The sequence below is a fragment of the Streptomyces cinerochromogenes genome (assembly GCF_014648635.1).
Lineage (GTDB): Bacteria > Actinomycetota > Actinomycetes > Streptomycetales > Streptomycetaceae > Streptomyces > Streptomyces cinerochromogenes.
In genome coordinates, this window is the sequence record NZ_BMRM01000014.1 from 137,347 (window position 1) to 158,062 (window position 20,716).

21 protein-coding genes and 1 tRNA gene are annotated in these 20,716 nt (G+C 72.9%); 10 read left to right on the plus strand and 12 right to left on the minus strand.

From position 1 onward, the window contains the following. Nucleotides 1–161 precede the first annotated feature (161 nt). The 5 genes from IEZ20_RS26050 to IEZ20_RS26070 all read left to right on the plus strand — a co-directional run bounded on the left by IEZ20_RS26050 (nt 162) and on the right by IEZ20_RS26070 (nt 5,193). On the plus strand, nt 162–1,565 hold the full coding sequence (locus tag IEZ20_RS26050) for a type I glutamate--ammonia ligase (RefSeq protein ID WP_189302983.1): 1,404 nt from the start codon (nt 162–164) through the stop codon (nt 1,563–1,565). 1 nt (nt 1,566) lies between these two features. After that, entirely contained in the window at nt 1,567–2,742 is a 1,176-nt protein-coding gene (locus IEZ20_RS26055) for an amidohydrolase family protein (protein WP_189302984.1), read from the plus strand. Between the two features lie 16 nt (nt 2,743–2,758). Further along, complete coding sequence (locus IEZ20_RS26060; RefSeq protein WP_189303220.1) at nt 2,759–3,286, plus strand: NUDIX hydrolase family protein; 528 nt, start codon at nt 2,759–2,761, stop codon at nt 3,284–3,286. Between the two features lie 108 nt (nt 3,287–3,394). After that, nucleotides 3,395–4,618, plus strand: coding sequence for a hypothetical protein (locus IEZ20_RS26065; RefSeq protein WP_189302985.1), 1,224 nt, complete (start codon nt 3,395–3,397; stop codon nt 4,616–4,618). Next, the gene (locus IEZ20_RS26070; RefSeq protein WP_189302986.1) at nt 4,615–5,193 is read left to right on the plus strand and encodes a hypothetical protein; all 579 of its coding nucleotides are present in this window, start codon (nt 4,615–4,617) and stop codon (nt 5,191–5,193) included. The genes IEZ20_RS26065 and IEZ20_RS26070 overlap by 4 nt, the downstream gene beginning before the upstream one ends. On the opposite strand, the gene IEZ20_RS26075 is transcribed toward IEZ20_RS26070, so the two are convergent. Then, nucleotides 5,141–7,276, minus strand: a complete 2,136-nt coding sequence (locus tag IEZ20_RS26075; RefSeq protein ID WP_189302988.1) for a tetratricopeptide repeat protein — start codon at nt 7,274–7,276, stop codon at nt 5,141–5,143. The two genes, IEZ20_RS26070 and IEZ20_RS26075, sit on opposite strands and share 53 nt — an antisense overlap. A 228-nt stretch (nt 7,277–7,504) precedes the next feature. On the opposite strand from IEZ20_RS26075, the gene IEZ20_RS26080 reads away from it, so the two are divergent. From IEZ20_RS26080 to IEZ20_RS26090, 3 genes are all read left to right on the plus strand, one after another. Then, nucleotides 7,505–10,600 carry an AfsR/SARP family transcriptional regulator gene (locus tag IEZ20_RS26080; protein ID WP_229896273.1) on the plus strand — a complete coding sequence of 1,032 codons (3,096 nt, stop codon included), beginning with the start codon at nt 7,505–7,507 and terminating at the stop codon, nt 10,598–10,600. Nucleotides 10,601–10,730: 130 nt separating this feature from the next. Next, nucleotides 10,731–10,871 carry a hypothetical protein gene (locus IEZ20_RS26085; protein ID WP_189302992.1) on the plus strand — a complete coding sequence of 47 codons (141 nt, stop codon included), beginning with the start codon at nt 10,731–10,733 and terminating at the stop codon, nt 10,869–10,871. 182 nt (nt 10,872–11,053) lie between these two features. Further along, nucleotides 11,054–11,656: a hypothetical protein gene (locus IEZ20_RS26090; RefSeq protein WP_189302994.1), complete on the plus strand. Its 603-nt coding sequence runs from the start codon at nt 11,054–11,056 to the stop codon at nt 11,654–11,656. Between the two features lie 107 nt (nt 11,657–11,763). On the opposite strand, the gene IEZ20_RS26095 is transcribed toward IEZ20_RS26090, so the two are convergent. Next, a tRNA-Pro gene (locus IEZ20_RS26095) sits at nt 11,764–11,837 on the minus strand. Nucleotides 11,838–11,961: 124 nt separating this feature from the next. Here IEZ20_RS26095 and IEZ20_RS26100 point away from each other — a divergent pair. Together IEZ20_RS26100 and IEZ20_RS26105 are read left to right on the plus strand one after the other, a co-directional pair. After that, a complete protein-coding gene (locus IEZ20_RS26100) occupies nt 11,962–12,669 on the plus strand; it encodes a thiamine pyrophosphate-binding protein (RefSeq protein WP_189302996.1) in 708 nt (235 codons plus the stop codon). 22 nt (nt 12,670–12,691) lie between these two features. Then, nucleotides 12,692–13,615, plus strand: coding sequence for a transketolase family protein (locus IEZ20_RS26105; RefSeq protein ID WP_189302998.1), 924 nt, complete (start codon nt 12,692–12,694; stop codon nt 13,613–13,615). A 104-nt stretch (nt 13,616–13,719) separates the two neighbouring features. Here the strand turns inward: IEZ20_RS26105 and IEZ20_RS26110 are convergent, their stop codons facing one another. From IEZ20_RS26110 to IEZ20_RS26155, 10 genes are all read right to left on the minus strand, one after another. Beyond that, nucleotides 13,720–14,079, minus strand: coding sequence for an MmcQ/YjbR family DNA-binding protein (locus IEZ20_RS26110; protein ID WP_189303000.1), 360 nt, complete (start codon nt 14,077–14,079; stop codon nt 13,720–13,722). A 30-nt stretch (nt 14,080–14,109) separates the two neighbouring features. Then, a complete protein-coding gene (locus tag IEZ20_RS26115; protein WP_189303001.1) occupies nt 14,110–14,631 on the minus strand; it encodes a GNAT family N-acetyltransferase in 522 nt (173 codons plus the stop codon). Beyond that, complete coding sequence (locus IEZ20_RS26120; protein ID WP_189303002.1) at nt 14,628–15,194, minus strand: helix-turn-helix domain-containing protein; 567 nt, start codon at nt 15,192–15,194, stop codon at nt 14,628–14,630. The genes IEZ20_RS26115 and IEZ20_RS26120 overlap by 4 nt, the downstream gene beginning before the upstream one ends. Nucleotides 15,195–15,240: 46 nt before the next feature. Next, nucleotides 15,241–16,158 carry a LysR family transcriptional regulator gene (locus IEZ20_RS26125; RefSeq protein ID WP_189303003.1) on the minus strand — a complete coding sequence of 306 codons (918 nt, stop codon included), beginning with the start codon at nt 16,156–16,158 and terminating at the stop codon, nt 15,241–15,243. A gap of 30 nt (nt 16,159–16,188) precedes the next feature. Further along, nucleotides 16,189–17,382: a glycine C-acetyltransferase gene (locus IEZ20_RS26130; protein ID WP_189303004.1), complete on the minus strand. Its 1,194-nt coding sequence runs from the start codon at nt 17,380–17,382 to the stop codon at nt 16,189–16,191. 45 nt (nt 17,383–17,427) lie between these two features. Then, nucleotides 17,428–18,456 carry an L-threonine 3-dehydrogenase gene (tdh, locus tag IEZ20_RS26135; RefSeq protein WP_189303005.1) on the minus strand — a complete coding sequence of 343 codons (1,029 nt, stop codon included), beginning with the start codon at nt 18,454–18,456 and terminating at the stop codon, nt 17,428–17,430. Between the two features lie 186 nt (nt 18,457–18,642). Then, nucleotides 18,643–19,218 (minus strand): GAF domain-containing protein, encoded by a 576-nt coding sequence (locus IEZ20_RS26140; RefSeq protein WP_189303006.1) that lies wholly within the window; start codon nt 19,216–19,218, stop codon nt 18,643–18,645. A 61-nt stretch (nt 19,219–19,279) separates the two neighbouring features. After that, the gene (locus IEZ20_RS26145; protein ID WP_189303007.1) at nt 19,280–19,879 is read right to left on the minus strand and encodes a GTP-binding protein; all 600 of its coding nucleotides are present in this window, start codon (nt 19,877–19,879) and stop codon (nt 19,280–19,282) included. Then, nucleotides 19,857–20,228 (minus strand): DUF742 domain-containing protein, encoded by a 372-nt coding sequence (locus IEZ20_RS26150; RefSeq protein ID WP_189303009.1) that lies wholly within the window; start codon nt 20,226–20,228, stop codon nt 19,857–19,859. The genes IEZ20_RS26145 and IEZ20_RS26150 overlap by 23 nt, the downstream gene beginning before the upstream one ends. 2 nt (nt 20,229–20,230) lie before the next feature. Beyond that, complete coding sequence (locus tag IEZ20_RS26155) at nt 20,231–20,665, minus strand: roadblock/LC7 domain-containing protein (RefSeq protein WP_189303011.1); 435 nt, start codon at nt 20,663–20,665, stop codon at nt 20,231–20,233. Between the last annotated feature and the right edge of the window lie 51 nt (nt 20,666–20,716).

Genomic DNA, 20,716 nt, shown 5'->3' on the forward strand with positions numbered 1-20,716 from the left:
TCCGCCGCGCCGGTGCCGTGGTCCGGCGCGGTCGCCGTGCAACCCTGAGCCCGGCCGGCCGCGCCCCCGCCGAGCCGGCCGGTTGCCGGGCCCGCCGAGCCGGCCGGTCCGCCGAGTCTCCCCCAGTCCATCGAGCCCGCCGAGCCCGCCGAGGAGGACGTATGACGACGCTCGCCGACCCCGTGCCCGGCGGCCGGCCCGGGGATCTGCGCCGGGTCGCCGCCCTCACCGCCGAGCTGTCCGCGCGGGGCGTCCGCGGGATCGTGCTGGCGTACGTCGACACGGCGGGCGTCGGCCGGGTGAAGACGATCCCCACGGCCCGGCTGGAGGCGGCCGTGTCCTGGGGCGTCGGGATGTCCCCGGTGTTCGACACCTTCCTCGCCGACGACTCCGTCGTCCGCACCGACGCTCTCGGCTCCCCCGACGGCGACCTGAGGCTCTACCCGGACCTGGACCGGCTGGTGGTGCTGGCCGGGCAGCCCGGCTGGGCCTGGGCGCCGGTGGACCGGATCACCCAGGAGGGCGACCGGCACCCCGGCTGCGCCCGGACCTTCCTGCGCCGGATCGTCACCGGCGCCGCCGAGCGGCACGGCCTCGCGTTCAAGGCGGCGATCGAGATCGAGTGGGCCGTAGGGCTCGGCTCGGCGCCGGCCGGGGAGTTCGTACCGGCGGTCTCCGGGCCGGCGTACGGCGCGGTCCGGCAGGTCGAGCTGAGCGACTACGGCGCCGATCTGCTCGCCGCGTGCGCCGCCCAGGGCGTGGAGGTCGACCAGCTGCACCCCGAGTACGCGCCCGGGCAGTTCGAGATCTCGGTGGGCGCGCAGGACCCGGTGGCCGCGGCCGACCGCAGTGTGCTGGTCCGCCAGACCATCCGGGCGGTGGCCCAGCGGCACGGCCTGCGGGTGTCGTTCGCGCCCGCGGTGTCCGCCGAGGGCGTCGGCAACGGCGGCCATCTGCACCTGTCCTGCTGGCGCGACGGGGTGAACCTGCACGCGGGCGGCGAGCGCCGGTACGGCATGACGGCGGAGGCGGAGTCCTTCGCGGCCGGGGTCCTCGCCCGCCTCCCGGCGCTGACGGCGGTCACCGCGCCGAGCCCGGCCAGCCATCTGCGGCTGAAGCCCTCCCAGTGGGCCGGGGTCTTCACCGCCTGGGGACGCGAGACCCGCGAGGCCGCGCTGCGGCTGATCACGGGCACGGCCGGCCGCCACGACCAGGACGCCAACCTGGAGGTCAAACCGGTGGACCTGGCCGCCAACCCGTATCTGGCCCTCGGCTGTGTGATCGCCGCCGGACTCGACGGCATCACGGCGGCCCGGACCCTGCCCGAGGAGATCACCGGCGACCCGGCCCGCTACGGCCCCGAGGAGGCGGCGGCCCGGGGCGTACGGCGGCTGCCGCGGTCGCTGCCCGAGGCCGTCGGGGAGTTCCGCGCGGACCGGGTGCTGCGGGAGGCGCTGGGCCCGGTCCTCTCCGACGCGGTGGCCGCCGTACGGCTCGGCGAGGCGGCGGCCGTCGACGGACTCGACCCCGACCGGGTGGCCGCGGCCTACCGCTGGGTCTACTGACATGGCCGCCCCGGGACCGGTCCACGAGGCGCTCGCCGCGCTGCCGCTGGTGGACCACCACTGCCACGGCGCGGTCACGGCCGACCTGGCCGCCGGGGAGTTCGCGTCCCTGCTCACCGAGGGCGCGGCCTGGCCGGGCGTCTCCCCCTTCGACAGCCCCGCCGGCGTGGCCGTGCGCCGCCACTGCGCGCCCCTGCTGGACCTGCCCCGGCACGCCCCGCCCGCCGACTACACGGCCCGGCGCTCGGCCCTCGGCTGGCAGGAGGTCAACCGCCGCTTCCTGACGGCCGCCGGAGCCGAGGTGTTCTGCGTGGACACCGGCTACACCGCGCACCCGCTCACCACCCCCGGCGAACTGGCCGCCGCGGCCGGTGCCGCGGCCTGCGAGGTCGTACGCCTGGAGCGGATCGCCGAGTCGGTGGCGGCGCGGGGTGTGGCGGCGGGCGCGTACGCTGCCGCGTTCCGGGCCGCCGCCGAGGAGGCCGTACGCCGGCCGGGCGTGGTGGCGGTGAAGTCGGTCGCGGCGTACCGCACGGGTTTCGCACTGGATCCCGAGCGCCCCGCCGCGGCCGAGGTGACGGCGGCGGCCGGGCGCTGGCTGGCCCGGGGCGGACGCCTCGACGACCCGGTCCTGGTACGGCACCTGCTGTGGACCGCCGTCGACCTGGGGCTGCCGCTGCAACTGCACACCGGCTTCGGTGACGCGGACCTGCGGCTGCACCGCGCCGACCCCGCCCTGCTCACCGACTGGCTGCACCGGACGTCCGGCACGGTCCCGGTGCTGCTGCTGCACTGCTGGCCGTACCACCGCCAGGCCGCCTACCTGGCCGCGGTGTTCGAGCAGGTGTACCTGGACGTCGGTCTCGCCCTGCACCACACGGGCCCGGCGCGCTGCCGTGCGGTGCTGGAGGAGGCGCTGGAGGTCACCCCGTTCCGCAAACTGCTGTACAGCTCCGACGCCTATGGTGTGGCCGAGTTCCACCACCTGGGCGCGCTGTGCTTCCGGCAGGGCCTCGCCGCTCTGCTGCAGGACCGCGTGGACGCCGACGAGCTGAGCCTGGCCGACGCCCTGCGGATCGCCGCCTGGACGGGCCGCGACAACGCCCGCCGGCTGTACGGACCGCCCGTATCCGAACCGGCCCGCGATTCCAGCGGGCGCCCCACCCGGAAAGTATGATCAAGCAATGTCTGACATGACCGAAACCACGCCCGGCTGGCTGACCACGGACGAGCTGGAGATGGCCAGGGCCCGGATGCCGATCCTGTACGTCGAGGCCGTGCCCGTGCGCGTGGACGACAGCGGTGAAGTCACCAGCATCGGGCTGCTGCTGCGCATCGGCCCGGACGGCACGGTCAGCCGGACCCTGGTCTCCGGCCGGGTCCTGCACCACGAGCGGGTCCGGGACGCGCTGCTGCGCCACCTGGAGAAGGACCTCGGCCCGGTCGCCCTGCCGCGCGTCCCCGCCTCGCTCCAGCCGTTCACGGTCGCGGAGTACTTCCCGACGGCGGGCATCACGCCGTACCACGACCCGCGCCAGCACGCGGTCTCCCTGGCCTACATCGTGCCGGTGACCGGTGACTGCCGGCCCCGCCAGGACGCCCTGGACCTCGTCTGGTTCAGCCCGCAGGAGGCCGCGTCGCCGGCGGTGCAGAGCGAGATGCCAGGGGGGCACGGGGTGCTGCTGAAGCAGGCGCTCGCGCACGTGGGACTGGTGATCTGACCGCCGCAAGGTTTCCGCAAGGCGGCAGCAAGCCTTCCGTCCGTGCGGCCGGGCAGAGCGACGGTGGACAGCCCGTAAGGGACTCGCGAGAGACAACGGGGGTACACCGTGTCGGCAGTGGGCTTACACACGGAAGCGTCGGCCGCGGGGCGCCAGTGGCTGACGCTGCTCGGGCGCAGGACGGTCCTGACCGTCGCGCACACCGTCACCTACGCGAAACGACTGGTCGACATCCTGTCGTTGCTGGAGGACGACTTCCGGGTCCAGGTGGCGTTCACCGCGCCCCCGCACGTGTTCGGCGACGAGGTGCCGCGATTCCTCGAGCGGCTCGGCTGTGCGGTGCTGCCCTGGGAGGAGGCGGTCCGCACGCCGTTCGACGCGGCCGTCGCGGCGGGGCCCAGGGGCGTCGAACGGCTCTCCGCCCCCGTGATCACCCTGCCGCACGGCGCCGCCTACCTCAAACGCATGCGGTCGGGCCCCGAGGCGGGGGTGTTCGGACTGCGCCGGCAGGACGTCTCACCGGGCGGAAAGCTGCCCGCCGCCGTGGTCCTGCCGCATCACGCCGACCTCGCGGAGCTGGCGCGGCACTGCCCCGAGGCCCTGCCGCTCGCCCACGTCGTGGGGGATCCGGCGTACGACCGGATGTCCGTCAGCCTGCCGCGGCGCACCGCGTACCGGCGGGCCCTCGGACTCGGGGACGCGGAGAAACTGGTGGTCGTCGCCTCGACCTGGGGGACCCACTCGGCGTTCGGCCGGCTCACCGCACTGCTGCCCCGCCTGCTCGCCGAACTGCCGGCGGAGCGCTACCGCTGTGTCGTCCTGGCCCATCCGAACGTCTGGTCCGGGCACGGGGCCTGGCAGGTCCGCGCCTGGCTGGCACGCTGCGCCCGGTCCGGTATCGCGCTGGCTCCGCCGGAGGCGGACTGGCGCAGCGTACTGATCGCCGCGGACTGGATCATCGGTGACCACGGATCGGTCACCCTGTACGGCACGCTCACGCCGGCTCCGATCCTGCTCGTGTCCTCGCCCTCGCAGGAGATCAACCCGCAGTCGCCGGCCGCCGCCCTCGCCGTGACGGCACCGGCCCTGTCACCGGTGCATCCGCTGGTCGACCAGCTGGAGTACGCGGCGGCCGAGTACCGGCGGGAGGAGTACGCGGCGATCGGCGCACGCCTCACGTCCGAACCGGGCCGGTTCCACCGGAACATGCGGCGGCTGCTGTACCGGGTGCTCGGCCTGGGGCAGCCGGCGCACGCGGCGGTGGCCGCCCCGCTCGCCGCCCCGCCGGCGCTGAGCACCTGGTCCCGGGCCGGGCGGGAGGCCGCGGTATGAGCGGTCACGTGGTCGTCAGGCTGCTGACCGACGTCCCGGCCCCGCACGCCGGCACCGTGCCGGGCACCATGCCGGTGCTGCGGCTGAGCATGGGGCCGGCCGGGGGCGGGGGGGACGTGGTCGCCGAGGCCGGTCCGGTGCGGTGGGGCTCCGCCGCGGGCCGGTACCTGCCGGACCCGACGGCGGACGAACACTTCGCCGTGGACGCCGACACGTGTGCCGAACGCCGCCGGCTCGACTGGGCCGACGTGCTGTACGGCAGGCTGCCACGCCCGCCCGCCGCGGCGGCCCGCTGGCTGGCCGAGGTCACGGCGCGCCATCCGGCCTGCGCTCTGGCCGCCGTGCCCGTGACCGACGGCGGGTGGATGGCCGTCGCCGGGGCCGCGGGGAGGGGCACGCCGACGGTCCTGGCCGGTACGGTCCCGCCCGACCAGCCGCTGCTGGCCTCCTGTCTGCACGCCTGGCTGGTCCGCGGGCACGCGCTGGCCGACCTGGCCTACGTACGGCCGGCCGGTGCCCCGCTCACGGCCGCGTCGCCGCCCGCTCCAGACGGCGGGCGTCGGCGGGGCTGGTGACCTCGTACAGGGAAAGGGCCCGCGCGTAACAGGTGCGCGCTTCGTCCCCGTCTCCTCGCGCGCGGGCGCTGTCCCCCAGCATCTCCAGCGTCCGCGCCTGCCAGTGGGCCGCGCCGGAGGCACGGAACACCTCCAGTGCCTCCCGCATCTGCCCGGTGCCTCGGGTGTGGTCACCCTGCTGGGCCCGGGCCCGGCCGAGGAAGGCCAGGGCCCGGGCGGCGTCGTGCGGATCGGACACCGCGACCAGGGTCTCGTGGGCCTGCGCGAAGAGGGGGATCGCCCGGGCGGGATCCTGTCGCCCCAGGGCGATCTCGCCGAGGAGGATACGGGCGAGGGCCACGCCACGCGGATAGCCGCAGGCCTGCCACACGTCCACGGCCTGGTTCAGGTGCCGCAGGGCCTCGTCCGGCCGCCCCGCGTCGAGCCGGCAGCCGCCGAGTCCGAGCAGCGCCTGCCCCTCGTCCCGGACGTCACCGGCGGCGCGGGCCGCCTGCAGGGACCTCGCGTACCAGTCGGCGGCCTCCTCGGTCCGGCCCGCCGCGGCGAGCCCGATCGCGCCGGAGTTGAGCATCTGGCGCTCGGCGTCGGCATGGGCGTCGCGGCGTGCGGCTTCGAGGCCGAGGCGGTGCGCTTCGATCCACAGGTCGTAGTGGCGCAGCCGGAGGAACAACGGCCACATCGCGTCGACGAGTTGCCAGGCGGTGGTGTGCCATCCCCGGGCGGCCGCCGCCCGCAGCACGTTCATCAGGTGGTTGCGGTGTGCGTCGAGCCAGCCGAGGGCTTCACGCTCGACGCCGAAGGGCGCGGGCACCGACGAAGGGTGGGCGTAGTCCCGGGGCAGGGTGAACTGCGCCGGGGTGATGAGCTGTTCGGCGGCGGTGGCCGTGCGCAGGTACCAGTCGGTCACCCGCCGCAGTGTCCGGCTCCGGATCTCCTCGCTGTCGGTGGTCCGGGCACAGGACTGGGCGTGGATCCGGACGAGATCGTGGAATCGGAAGGTGTCCGGTCCGATGTCCTCCACCAGGTTGGCCTCGGTCAGCTCGTCCAGCCGGTGTTGCGCCCACTGCTCGGACTCCGCGCAGGCGACGGCGGCCGTGCGGACGTCGAAGGTGGGCAGGGGCAGGGCGCCGAGGGTGCGGTAGAGGCGGGCGGCGGCGGGTTCCAGTACGGCGTACGAGGCGTCCAGGGCCTTGCTCACGGTGGTCTCCCCCTCGATCTCCAGGGCGGCCAGGCGGTCGGAGTCCGGCGCGAGGGAATCGGCCAGGGCGGCGATGGGCTGTCTCGGGCGTGAGGCGAGCCGCGCCGACGCCAGGCACACCGCGAGCGGCAGTCCGGCGCACAGGGACACCACCTGCCGCACCGCCTTGGGTTCACCGGCCACGCGCTCCTCGCCGAGGCCGCGCGTGAGCAGTTCCATCCCCGCGGCCGGCCCCAGGGCTCCCAGCCGGAAGAACGCGGCTCCGTCCAGATGCAGCCCGGTCAGTCGCTGTCTGCTGGTGACGACCACGAGCCCGCCCGGTCCGCCGGGCAGCAGGGGCCGGATCTGCGCGGCGGTGAACGCGCTGTCCAGCATGACGGCGAGGCGCAGGCCGGCCGTGGCGGTCCGCCACAGCGAGGCTTTCTCGGCCGTCCCGGCCGGCGGGGGGCCGACGCCCAGGGCCCGCAGGAACTGACCGAGAATGTCGTCCGGATCCGCCGGGCCCTCCGCGGCGTGGGCGCGGAGATCCGCGTACAGCTGGCCGTCCGGGAAGACGCGTTCCCGGGAATGCAGCCAACGCGAGACCAGGGCCGTCTTGCCGATGCCGGCCGGGCCGTTGACGACGATCAGCCTGGGCGAGCCGGCTTGGCCCGGGTCGGTGGGCAGAAGGCCGTCCAGCTCGTCGAGTTCGGTTTTCCGGTTGGTGAAGTGGGGCGGGACGCGCAGTAGCTGGCGGGGAACGGACGTCGGTTCCGCCCCGGCGACGTGCACATGGATTCCTCCGTGGACATCGCCGGCCTGCACCGTCGGCCCGTACAACCGGGCGTTTCCCGAGATGCCGTTGTGCACCGTGTGGCCCGGACCGCCCTCCCCGGCCGCTTCCATCCGCGCCTCCCCCCGTCGGCTGCCGATACCTCATCATGCACCCCCCTACCCCTGCGGCGGCGTCGGCCATTCGGCCGAACGGGGGGATTCGGCGCGTCAACACAGCGAATCGGCCAGGGGCGACATTTCCGTCTGGCGGCACGGACCACTTCCTGTCATGCTCTTCGCGCCACAACACATCGTGCTCTCTGTCCTGTTCATCGGATCGGCGGACCAGCGGAGGCGCCGGTGGAGCTTGAGTTGCTCGGCCCGGTCGGTTTCCGGGCGGGCGGCAGGCGGGTGGAGATCGGATCGGACAAGGAACGGATCCTGCTGGCCTCCCTCGCCCTGGAAGCGGGACGGCCGCTGGCCCTGGAAACGCTGATCGACCGGCTCTGGGACGGGGATCCACCGCCGCACGGCCGGGCGAACACCCACACGTACGTGTCACGGATCCGCCGGCGGCTGAGAAGCGGTGCGGGAACGCCGGACGGGGCGCGGATCGTCTGCCGGGCCCACACCTACACACTGGAGATCACCCGGGAGTCCGTGGACTGGCATGTGTTCCAGCGGCTCGTGAGCCAGGCGGGCGCGGTGGCCGCCGAGGGCGACGACCAGCGGGCGGTCGTGCTGCTCGAGAGGGCGGAGCGGCTGTGGCGCGGCGACGCCCTGGCGGGACTGCCCGGCCCCTGGGCGCAGAGCATGCGCAGGGCCATGGCGGAGCGGCGGCTCGCCGCCTCGGTGTCCCGGACGGCCGCGCTGCTGCGTCTCGGCCGCTTCGCGGAGACCACCGGGGAGTTGGCGGCGCTCGTCGGCCTGCATCCAGGCGATGAGACGCTGGCCGGCCAGCTGATGCTGGCGTACTACGGCACGCACCGCTACGCCGACGCGCTGAGGGTGCACCAGGAGGTGCGGCGGTCCCTGCTCGCGCAGTACGGGTCGCGTCCCGGCGCCGAGCTGAACCGTATCCACCGCGGGATCCTCGAACGACTGCCGGCTCTCGACATCGTCCACGGCAAGCGGGCGTCGGCCTCACCGACCGCGACGGTGCCCCCACCGGCGACCGGTGCTCCCCGCAACCTCCCGCGGCAGCCACTGCTGATCGGCAGGCGGGAACAGCTCCGGCTGCTCACCGCGGCCGTCGACTCGGCGACCGGGCAGGGGGCTGTCGTCAGCCTGGAAACGGTCAGCACGGTCAGCGGTATGGCCGGGGTCGGCAAGACCGCGCTCGCCGTGCACGGCGCGCACCTGCTGGCGCGGAGGTTCCCCGACGGGCAGCTGTACCTGAATCTCCGGGGACACGACCCGGGGCAGGAGCCGCTGGGTCCGGCGGAGGCACTGGCCCTGCTGCTCCGGCTGCTGGGGACACCCACGGAGACCATCCCGGCGGAGCTGGAGGGCCGGACCGCCCTGTGGCGCACGCTGCTGGCCGAACGCCGGGCGGTGATCGTGCTGGACGACGCCGCGGACGCCGACCAGGTCCGCCCTCTGCTGCCCGGTCACTCCCCCTCTTTGACGATCGTCACCAGCCGACGTCATCTCACCGGGCTGACGCAGGTCCGGCACATTCCGCTGGACGTTCTGCCGACGGACGACGCGATCGAGCTGTTCCGCGCCTTCGCCGGTGCGGACCGCGCCCAGGACGTCCAGGAGATCACTCGGATCGTCCGTCTGTGCGGCCACCTCCCGCTGGCCGTCGAGCTGGTCGCGAGCCGGTTCCGGATGCGCCCCTCGTGGACGCTCAGCACGCTGACCGACCGGCTCCAGCGCGCCGACAGCCGGCTGAGCGAACTCAGGGACGCCGACCAGGACATGGTCCGGGTCGCCTTCGACCTCACCTATCAGGCACTGTCCGAGGAGCAGCGCACGGCGTTCCGCCGCCTCAGCCTCCACCCCGGGCCGGACTTCACGGCGGAGGTGGCGGCCGCCGCCCTGGACCTGCCGACGGCTCGGGCGGAACGCATGCTGGAGTCCCTGCTGGCCTGCCATGTGCTGCGCGAGCCCGTGCCCGAGCGGTACCACTATCACGATCTGCTGCGCGAGTACGGCATGTCCCGGGCGCTCACCGACGACAGCGAGGAGGACCGCGCCGGGGTCGTCCGCCGTCTGACGGAGTTCCACCTCGCCGCCGCGGACCACGCCGACCGACTGGCCTACCCCCGGCGCCGCAGAGCGGCCCCGGCCCGGTCCGTGCCGTGGCAGCTCGCCCCGCTGGGCGACGCCCGGGCGGCGCGTGCGTGGTTGTCCCTGGAACGTCCGAACCTGCTGGCCGTGGAGCGTCACTGCCGTACGCACGGCCGAGCCGAGGACGCCGCACAACTGGCCTACGTCCTCGCGGAGTTCCTGAACACCGAATGCCACTGGCAGGATGCGCGGACCGTTCTCGAACCCGCGGCCGCCCACTGGAGCCGGACCGGGAACGACGCCGCCCTGTGCCGCGCCCTCGATCAGCTGAGCGCCGCCCACGCCCACACCGGCCACTACCCGGAGGCGGCGCGGATCGGCGAACGGGCGAGGGACATCGCCCGACTGACCGGCGACACGGAGGCGGAGGCGGAGATCCTCCGGACACTGGGCACACTGAAGTGGCATGTGGGAGACCACTACGCCGCCCTGTCCCTCCTCCAGCGGTCCTTCGCCATCAAGAAGACCACGGGGGACGCCTGGGACCACGCCCGGGCGCACAACAACATGGCCGTGACACTGCTGTTCCTCGGTGAGTACCGGAGAGCCTTGGAACATTTCGAGAAGGCCGTCAGCGGATTCACGGACACCGACGACCACACGGCGCTCGGAAAAACGCTCAACAACATGGGTGACCTGTACATCCGGACCGGCGACCTGGAATCCGCCCGGCGCTCCTTCGAGGAGGCGTTGCGATTTCTCGACGCCTCGGGAAATCGATACGACCGGGCAACGGTGAAGGGTGGCCTGGCCGAGGTACTGACGTCCTGTGGAGATTCCGTGCAGGCGTTGCGGCTCTACGAGGAGGCCCTCGCGGAGTTCCGGGCGCTCAGGGACCCCAAGAGCGAGGCGGACATGCTGATCGGGCTGGGGGAGGCCCTGCGCCGCGCGGGCGACACGGAGAAGGCCCTGGGGTATCTGCGCGCCGCACTGGACAACGCGCGCGCCCTCGGCGCGGCACACCAGGAGGCCAGAGCCACGCGCTGCCTCGGTGAGGCCTACGCCGTCCTGGGCCGGCGGGAGGACGCCGTCGCACTCCTGCGCACCGCCGTCGAGCTGTCCGGGCGGACCCACGACGCGAGCGAGCTGGCCGCCGCGGAGGACGCCCTCCGGAGGGCAAGGTCGAACATTACCGAAACCTGCAAGGCGAATGAGCAGTAACTTGTGATCGACTGATTTCGTTTCCGGCAAATTTGCGATCGCCGAGCAAATTTTCGTACCACCGCATTATCTGCTGTATCCTCCTTCCCGTCCGTGAAACGATCATGGACGGGAAGGAGCAGCAGCTCACGTGGAAGGAATATGCCTGAGGGCAGGCGGCGCCGCACTCCTCGCGGTGTTGGTTTTCCTCTCCCTGCCGGCGCCGGACGCCTCGGCCGCCGAACCGCCCTCCAAGGCAACGGTCAGCCAGGACGGCTGCATCATGATCTGACACCGAGGAGTGCCCCTGGGGTGGCCGCCCGCGCCACCCCCACGACATCCCGCCCTCCGCGTCGCACGCCAAGAGAATCCATCCTGCCGCCCGCGCGCCGATGCCGCCCTGGACGATGCTCCAGTGGGGTGAAAGCCCCTGTGCGGCTTGCCTGCCGCCCACGTCCGCGGAAGATGGCAGGCATGCAGGAATCCGGCCGGCATCCTGGCCCTCCACCCGACGAAGAAGGCAAGAAGTCAGGCATAGGCAAGCGCATCGCCGCGGCGATCGGCGTCCTCGCCGGCATCGCCGGCATCATCAGCCTGATCTTGACCTGGATTTCGACGCCCGGCCCCTTCACGTTGAGCGACTGGGCCGCGGAGGCGGACGGCACCTGCGATCGCGACTTCGGAAATCTGGCGGCAAGCCTGACGAACGCCAACGACGAGTTCAGTTTTGCCCTCGCGTCATGGCAGGCCGGAAATCCGAACCAGCAACTGTTCAATTACGCCGGAAACCTGTACTTCAGCGCCGGAGGCTACTACCGGAAGCTGAGCGGTGAGCTGGCCCAGATCCATTCGCCGAAGGACGGGAAGTCGGACGTCCAGAACATCATCACAACGCTCGAGAAAATGAGCACGGAGCTGTACAAGCTCGGACAGGACCTGCGCCAGGTCAATTTCGCCACGGGAACAGCCGCGGGTTACGTCGAGCAGGCCCGGCAGGACGCCACCACCTCAGCCGGCATCGAAGCCGGCGCCAATGCGCTGCTGAAAGATGTAGGGGCCGAGAAGTGCGCCGTCTGAGTGCTGCCCCGCGGTCGATCACGCCTGTACCCACGGGAACGATCCAGGGCCCTGCCTCACCACGGTGAGGCAGGGCCCTGATCTACGACGTCGGAGCGGTGCTCCCGTCGGGACGACAGGATTTGAACCTGCGACCCCTTGACCCCCAGTCAAGTGCGCTACCAAGCTGCGCCACGTCCCGGTGCCGTTTGACCTGGGGTTTCCCTGGCCGAACGCGCAGAGAAACAATACCGCACTCGGCCCGGTGGTCGCGCATCTCTTTCACTGTTGACCTCAAGCTTGGTTGAGGTTGCAAGATCGCCGGTATGACGATCGCAGCGGAACAGAGCCGCATGTACGGCTACGACGACCTGCCCCGGCTGATGGGGCTGATGACCGGCGACGAGAAGCACGGCCCGGCGGCCACTTCCACGCTCGATGTGCTGTGGGTGCTGTACGACCGGGTGCTCCGGGTCACCCCGGAGCGGCGGGACGACCCGGCCCGGGACCGGTTCCTGCTCAGCAAGGGGCACGGGCCCATGGCCTACTACGCCGTGCTCGCCGCGAAGGGGTTCGTGCCGGTGGACTGGCTGCCGGGCTTCGGGTCGTACGACTCCCCGCTCGGGCACCACCCGGACCGGGTGCTGGTGCCGGGGGCCGAGATCGGCAGCGGATCGCTCGGGCACGGGCTGCCGATCGCCGTGGGCACCGCGCTGGGGCTGCGGGCACAGGGCCGGCCCGATCCCGCGGTGTGGGTGCTGATCGGGGACGCCGAGCTGGACGAGGGCAGCAACCACGAGGCGATCGCCTTCGCCGGGCCCGCCGGACTCGACCGGCTGCACACGGTCGTGATCGACAACTCCTCCGCCAGCCATGCGCTGCCCGGCGGGATCGCCGCCCGGTTCGAGGCCGCGGGCTGGTCCGCGGTCACCGTCGACGGACGCGACCACGAGGCCCTGTACGCCGCGTTCACCGCGCCGCACCCGGGCCGGCCGCATGTGGTCGTGGCCCGTGTCGAACCGAAGAACTCCTGACTTCCCGGAAAGGGTCTCATCGATGGACACCATGCGTGAGCGTTTCGCCCCCGTCGTCTCCCGGCTGCTGGACGAGGACCCCCGGGTCGCGGTCGTCCTCGCCGAGATCGGTGTCGACGGCTTCCGCGACGCCATGAGCCGGCATCCCGACCGGGTGATCAACGTCGGCATCCGCGAACAGCTGCTGGTCGGAGCGGCGGCGGGGCTTGCGCTCACCGGGCTGCGGCCGGTCGTGCACACCTTCGCCAGCTTCCTCGTGGAGCGGCCGTTCGAGCAGCTCAAGCTGGATCTCGGGCACCAGGACACAGGAGCCGTGCTGGTGAGCGCCGCCGCCTCCTTCGACTGGCCGGCCGGTGGCTTCACCCACATGGCTCCGGGGGATGTGGCCCTCCTCGACACGCTGGACGGCTGGACCGTGCACGTGCCCGGGCACCCCGACGAGGCCGAGGCGCTGCTGCACCACGCGGTCGCCGCGGGCGACGACAAGGTGTACGTGCGGCTGTCGGTGCAGTCGAACCGGCAGGGCCGGGTGATCGACGGGCAGCACTTCAGCACCGTCCGCGAGGGCCGCTCCGGTGTGGTCGTCGCCGTCGGCCCGGTGCTGGACGCGGTCCTCGCCGCCACGGAGGGCCTGGACGTGACCGTGCTGTACGCGACGACCGTACGCCCCTTCGACACGGCCGGGCTGCGCCGGGCGACGGAGGCGGCGGGCACGGACGTCGTGCTGGTCGAGCCGTACCTGGCGGGAACGTCCACCGCCGCCGTGAACGAGGCGCTGGCCGACACCCCGCACCGGGTGCTCGGCCTCGGCGTCGCCCGCCGCGAGCTACGCCGCTACGGCACGATCGAGGAGCACGTCGCCGCCCACGGCCTGGACCCGGCCACCCTGCGCGAACGCATCGGGCACTTCCTGGACGCCGGGCAGGTGACCGCGGGCCGCCGGTGAGCCCCGCGGCCCGGCGAGCGGCGGGCAGTCGGCGCGCCGGCCCGGGCACCCGCCGCTCCGGCCCGCCCCGCGCGGGCGGGCCGGCCGCTCCCCCACCGGGTCGGTCAGGTCCCGGACGGCAGTCCCAGCTCGGGGTGGGCGTCCAGGAGCCGGGGCGGGGCGGCCTGGCGCCAGGAGTCGGCCAGGATGTCCCGCAGCTCCTCCTCGTCCTCCAGCACGGCGAGTCTCGCTCTCACCCAGGCGAACTGCGCCTCGTGGCCGGCGATCCAGAACTTCTCCGGCTCGGCCAGCACGAGTTCGTCGCGCTCCTCCTTGGGGCAGCGCACGGCGATGGACGTCTCGTCCTCGGGCAGGGTCGCGAACATCTTCCCGGCGACCCGGAACGTGGGCATGCTCCAGGCGATCTTCTCCGTGGTGTCCGGCAGGGACAGGGCGATTCGGCGTACGTCTTCAGCGTCCGGCATGCCACGCAAGGTAGCCCCTGCCACTGACAGTCACCCTCCGAGCCGCTTGTAGTACAGCGTCGTCGGCCGCAGCACCCCCGTGGGAGCGGCCGCGTAGTCGGGGATGGTGCCGGCGGCGGTCCAGCCGGCCGAGCGGTACAGGTGCTCGGCGGGGCTGCCGGTCTCGGTGTCGAGGAGGAGCAGGGTGCGGCCGGCGGCCGCGGCGGCCTGTTCGGCGGTGGTGAGGAGGCGGCGGCCCAGACCCTGTCCGCGCGCCGAGCGGTGCACCATCAGCTTGACCACCTCCGCGCGGTGGCCGCTGTTCGGCGCGTCGGGGAAGGCCAGGCTGACGGTGCCGGCGACCCGGTCCGCGGGGTCCAGGGCCGCCCAGACGGCGAGTTCGCCCGCCGCCGCGGCCGCCGCCCGCTCCCGCCACCAGGCGAGGGCCTCCGGGTGGCCGAGCGGTGCGAGGAAGCCGAGGGAGGCGCCCGAGGCCACGGTGTCGGTGAGCAGCTCCGCCAGGTCGTCGGCCCGCTCGCGCACGCGGGTGCCGCTCCAGGGCTCGATCCTCATGGCCGTACCACCGCCAGGACGTAACGCGCCTCGTCCGGGCCGGGGCAGCGGAAGCGGGTCGCGCCGGTGACGCGCGTCCGCAGGCAGTCGCCCGCGGCGAGCCGGTGGACGCGTTCCCCGACCGTCACCTCCAGGGCTCCGGCCAGCAGCCACAGGTGCTGTTCCAGGCCGGGCACGGGCGGGCGGTCGTAGGCGATGTCCGCGTCCGGGGTGAGCCGGCCCTCGACCAGTTCGCCACGCAGTCCGGTGTGCGGCGGGGAGACGGAGCGGCGGACGAAGCCGGAGGCGCGGTCCTCCCACACCCGCTGCTCGGCGGCCCGGACCAGCGGGGCCGGTGCCGCCTCCACCTCGCTCAGCAGCTGGGACATGGTGCGGCCGTACACGTGGCAGAGCCGGTTCAGCAGGGCGGCGGTGGGGCTCGTCTCCGCGCGTTCGGCGCGGGAGAGGGTGGACCGGCTGACCCCGCTGCGCTGCGCAAGCTCGCCCAGGGACCAGCCGTGCCGGGCGCGCAGTTCGGCCAGCCGGGCGCCGATGAGGAGATCGACGGAATCATCGCTTCTCATATCCGGGACGCTATCCCTGATATGAGACGGCCGCGTTACGGGCGCCTCACGCCCGCTCCGTCTCGCCGAGCGCGGCCTCGCCGAGCGCCTGGAGCACCGGGCGGATCAGCGGGTGCCCCTCGGCACCGCGCCGGACGGCGGCGAAGACCCGGCGGGTCGGCGCGACACCGTCGACGGGCCGTACGACCACGCCGGTGAGGTCCATGCCGCGCAGCGCGGAGCGCGGGACGAGCGCCACCCCGACGTCGGCCGAGGCGAGCGCGACGACGGCGCGGAAGTCGTCGGAGGAGTGTTCGAGGCGGGGCTGGAAGCCGGCGCTCTCGCAGGCGAGCACCACCACGTCGTGGCAGGGGTTGCCGGGGTAGGGGCCGATCCAGGGGTCCTTGGCCAGTTCGGCGAGGGGCACCTCGGGGGCGTCGGCCAGGCGGTGACCGAGCGGTACGACGGCGTCGAACGGCTCGGCGTAGAGCGGTACGTGGGTCAGGCGGGGGTCGTCGGCCGACGGTGCGCCCCGGTACTCGACGGCGACCGCGACGTCGACCTGCCGGTCCAGCACCATGGGCAGGCTCGCGTCGCCCTCCGCGTCCTGGACCCGGATCCGTATGCCGGGGGCGGAGCGGGCGAGGCCGGCCACGGCGGGGGCCACGACCTGGGCGATGCCGGTCGCGAAGGCCGCCACGGTGACCGTGCCCGCCTCGCCCGAGCCGTAGGCGGCCAGTTCGGCCTCGGCACGCTCCAGCTGCGCGAGGACCGCGTTGGTGTGGCTGAGCAGGATCTCGCCGGCCGGGGTGAGCCGTACCCCCTTGGCGCCGCGCTCGACCAGGCGGTGACCGGTCTCCTGCTCCAGCGCCGTCAGCTGCTGGGAGACGGCGGAGGGGGTGAGGTAGAGCGCGGCGGCTGCCGCCGTGACCGTGCGGTGGTCGGCCACCGCACGGAGGATGTGGAGCCGCCGTGCCTCGATCATGTCCCCATTATCCCAGGACGTCCGCCCTGGTCAGGCCGCCAGCTCGGCACGCGCCGCGATGAACGCGTCGACCGCGCGGTCGACGTCGTCCGTGGAGTGCGCGGCGGACAACTGCACGCGGATGCGGGCCTGGCCCTGCGGGACGACCGGGTAGGAGAAGCCGATCACGTACACCCCGCGCTCCAGCAGCAGTTCGGCCATGCGGGCCGCCTCGGCCGCGTCGCCGATCATGACGGGGGCGATGGCGTGGTCGCCGGGGAGGACGTCGAAGCCGGCCTCGGTCATCCGGCTGCGGAACAGCTTGGTGTTCTCGGCGAGCCGCACCCGCAGGTCGTCGGCGGACTCCAGCAGGTCCAGGACCTTCAGGGAGGCGGCGGCGATCACCGGGGCGAGGGTGTTGGAGAACAGGTACGGGCGGGAGCGCTGGCGCAGCAGGGCGACGATCTCGGCGCGGGCGGCGACGTAACCGCCGGAGGCGCCGCCGAGGGCCTTGCCGAGGGTGCCGGTGATGATGTCGACCCGGTCCATGACGCCGTGCAGCTCGGGCGTGCCCCGGCCGGTCGGGCCGACGAAGCCGACGGCGTGCGAGTCGTCGACCATCACCATCGCGTCGTAGCGGTCGGCGAGGTCGCAGATCTCGGCGAGCGGCGCCACGTAGCCGTCCATGGAGAAGACGCCGTCGGTGACGATCAGGCGGCGCCGCGCGTCGGACGCCTCCTTCAGCTTCGCCTCCAGGTCCGCGAGGTCGCGGTTGGCGTAGCGGAAGCGGCGGGCCTTGGACAGCCGGATGCCGTCGATGATGGAGGCGTGGTTGAGGGCGTCGGAGATCACCGCGTCCTCCTCGCCGAGCAGGGTCTCGAAGACACCGCCGTTGGCGTCGAAGCAGGAGGAGTACAGGATCGTGTCCTCCTGGCCGAGGAAGGCCGACAGCCGGGCCTCCAGCTCCTTGTGGACCTCCTGGGTGCCGCAGATGAAGCGCACGGAGGCCATGCCGTAGCCCCAGCGGTCCAGGGCCTGGTGGGCGGCGGCGATCACCTCGGGGTGGTCGGCGAGACCGAGGTAGTTGTTGGCGCAGAAGTTGAGGACCTCGCCGGGGCGGCCGCCGGCGGTGACGTTCACGGTCGCGGACTGCGGGGTGCCGATGACCCGCTCGGGCTTGTGCAGGCCGGCGGCGCGGATCTCGTCCAGGGTGGCGCGCAGGTCGTCACGGACGGTGTCGAACATCGAAGAAGCTCCTAGGGTGCTTGCGCGGAAGGGGATGTACGTCGCTCACGCGGTCCAGTCGAGGATGACCTTGCCGCCCTTGCCGCTGGCCGCGTCGGCGAAGGCCGCCTCGAAGTCGCGGTAGCCGTAGCGGCCGGTGATCACGGGGGCGAGGTCCAGGCCGCCCTCCAGCAGTACCGACATCGCGTACCAGGTCTCGAACATCTCCCGGCCGTAGATGCCCTTGATGGTGATCATCGAGGTGACGATCCGGGCCCAGTCGACCGGGAACTCCTCGGCGGGCAGGCCGAGCATGGCGATCCGGCCGCCGTGCGTCATGTTGGCGATCATGTCCCGCATGGCCTCGGGGCGACCGGACATCTCCAGGCCGATGTCGAAGCCCTCGCGCAGGCCCAGTTCGCGCTGTCCGTCGGCGATCGTGGAATCGGCGACGTTCAGGGCGAGGCTCACCCCTATCTTGCGCGCGATCTCCAGGCGCTCCTCGCTGACGTCGGTGACGACGACGTTGCGGGCGCCGGCGTGCCGGGCGACGGCGGCGGCCATCAGACCGATCGGGCCCGCACCGGTGATCAGCACGTCCTCGCCGACCAGCGGGAAGGAGAGCGCGGTGTGCACGGCGTTGCCGAACGGGTCGAAGATCGCGGCGACGTCGAGGTCGACGGGGACGCGGTGCACCCAGACGTTGGACGCGGGCAGGGCGACGTACTCGGCGAACGCGCCGTCGCGGCCGACGCCGAGGCCGACGGTGGCCCGGCACAGGTGGCGGCGGCCGGCCAGGCAGTTGCGGCACTTGCCGCACACCAGGTGGCCCTCGCCGCTGACCCGGTCGCCGATGCGGATGTCGGTCACGTCCCGGCCGGTCTCGACCACCTGCCCGACGAACTCGTGGCCGACCACGAGGGGCGTGCGGATGGTCTGCCGGGCCCAGCCGTCCCAGGCCCGGATGTGCAGATCGGTGCCGCAGATACCGGTCCGCATGACCTTGATGAGGACGTCACCGGGGCCGATGGCGGGCTCCGGGACGTCCGTCAGCCAGAGTCCCGGCTCCGCCTTCTGCTTGACCAGCGCCTTCAACGCTACGGCTCCTGTGGGTGAGGCCCGGCCCGCGGGCAGACGTAAGAAACCCGCACCGGGTCAGAGGGGTGGAATCACCCTGCAATCTGCCGCATGCGCGGGCCGGGGTCCATCGAGCTTTTCTTAACCGGCGCCTCAGCTTTCCTACACGCCTTCCCGCCGCGTCAGAAACACCCTCGCGGCGTGTCAGAGCGGCAACCCGTCCTCCGCGCTCCGTTCGAGGCGTACGACGAGATCGGCGGCGAGCGCCTTGATGGTCTCCAGGCCGGGCCTGCCCCAGGCGCGGGGCGCTGTGTCGGCGGCACACACGGTGCCCAGAGCCATGCCGGAGCGGTCGATGAGCGGGGCACCGAGATAGGAGCGGATGCCGTACTCGTCCACGATCGGGTTGCCCGCGAACCGGGGATAGTCGCGGACGTCCTCCAGGACCAGTGCCTTGTGGCGCACCACCACATGGGGGCAGAAACCATGGTCGCGCGGCAGCACCCGGCCGATCTCGGCCCTGCTGCCGTCGTCCCGGACGACCGGGGCCGTGGCGGGGGTGCTCAGGCCCGCGAAGAACTGGTGGTCCTCGCCGATGAAGTTGACCATGGCGTAGGGCGCGCCGGTGAGCTGGGCGAGGTGGGCGGCGAAGGCGTCGAGCACCGGGTCGGGCCGGTCGGCGAGGCCGAGTCGGCGCAGCCGGTCGACACGGGCGGGGGCCTCCCTGTCCTCGGGGGTGAGCAGCAGCCCCCGGACCGGCCGCGGCGGCTCGTAGCTCATGACCGGGCTCCGTCGCTGTGGGCGTACCTCATATAGCGGCTCCGTGGGCGGTAGTACGGGATCACATGTGGGCGCCGTGGCTGGGCGCGGTCGCCGGGACGTGGGCGAGGAGGTGGCGGACGAGGACGAGCAGGGTCTGGACGCCGGAGCTGGAGATCCGGGCGTCGCAGCGCACCACCGGGATCCGCGGGTCGAGGTCGATGGCGGCCCGTACCTCCTCCGGGTCGTAGCGGTGGGAGCCGTCGAACTCGTTGATGGCGACGATGAAGGCGAGACCGCGCTCCTCGAAGAAGTCCACGGCGGCGAAGCAGTCCTGGAGGCGCCGGGTGTCGGCGAGGATCACCGCCCCGAGCGCGCCCTCGGACAGCTCGTCCCACATGAACCAGAACCGCTCCTGTCCGGGCGTGCCGAACAGGTACAGCACGTGTTCCCGGTCCAGGGTGATCCGGCCGAAGTCCATCGCGACCGTGGTCTCCATCTTGTTCTCGACGCCGTCGAGACTGTCCGTGCCTTCACTGACCGTGGTGAGCAGCTCCTCCGTGCTGAGCGGCGCGATCTCGCTGACCGCGCCCACGAAGGTGGTCTTGCCGACCCCGAACCCGCCCGCGACCAGGATCTTGAGCGCGGTCGGGAACGGGTCAGAGCTGTCGTCGTAGTCCATCGAGCACTGCCTCCAGCAGAGACCGGTCAGTGGGTGTGTGGTGGTACACGGGCGGCTTGGTGGTCAGCGCGCCGCAGTCGACCAGGTCCGAGAGCAGCACCTTGGTGACCACGGCGGGCAGTTTCAGCTGGGCGGCGACCTCGGCGACCGAGACGGGCGCGCGGCACAGGTCGAGTGCCTGGGCGTGCTCGGGGCCGAGGTAGCCGAGCGGGGTGACGCCGGTGGCCATCACCTGCGACATCAGGTCCAGGGCGATGCTGGGCTCGGTCCGGCCGTTGCTGACCGCGAACGGCCGCACCAGCCGCCCGGCCGCGTCGTCCAGCCAGGGCCCGTCGCCGGCTGCGGCCACGCTCAAGGCCTCGTCGCCGTGGATTCGACGGCGTGCTGCCGGGGCGCGGTCACCAGGTAGGGGCGGACGCTCTTGACCAGCATCGCCATCTCGTAGCCGAGCACGGCCGCGTCGGCCTCGCGAGCGGCCAGCACGGCGAGGCAGGTGCCGGAGCCGGCGGTGGTGACGAAGAGCAGGGTCGCGTCGAGTTCGACGACCACCTGGCGGACGTCGCCGCCGTCGCCGAACCGGGCGCCCGCGCTGCGGCCTAGGGAGTACAGGCCGGAGGCCAGGGCCGCCATGTGGTCGGCGCTGTCGGTGTCCAGACCGTGCACGGACTTCACCAGTCCGTCGCAGGACAGGAGCACCGCGCTGTTGGTGTGCGGTACGCGCTGCACGAGGCCGCTCAGCAGCCAGTCGAGGTCGGTCGCGTGGACGGTCGGCGCATCGCTCGCCATGGTGGATCGACTCCTTGGGGGTACGAAGATCTGCGCGGGAGCGCTGGGGGT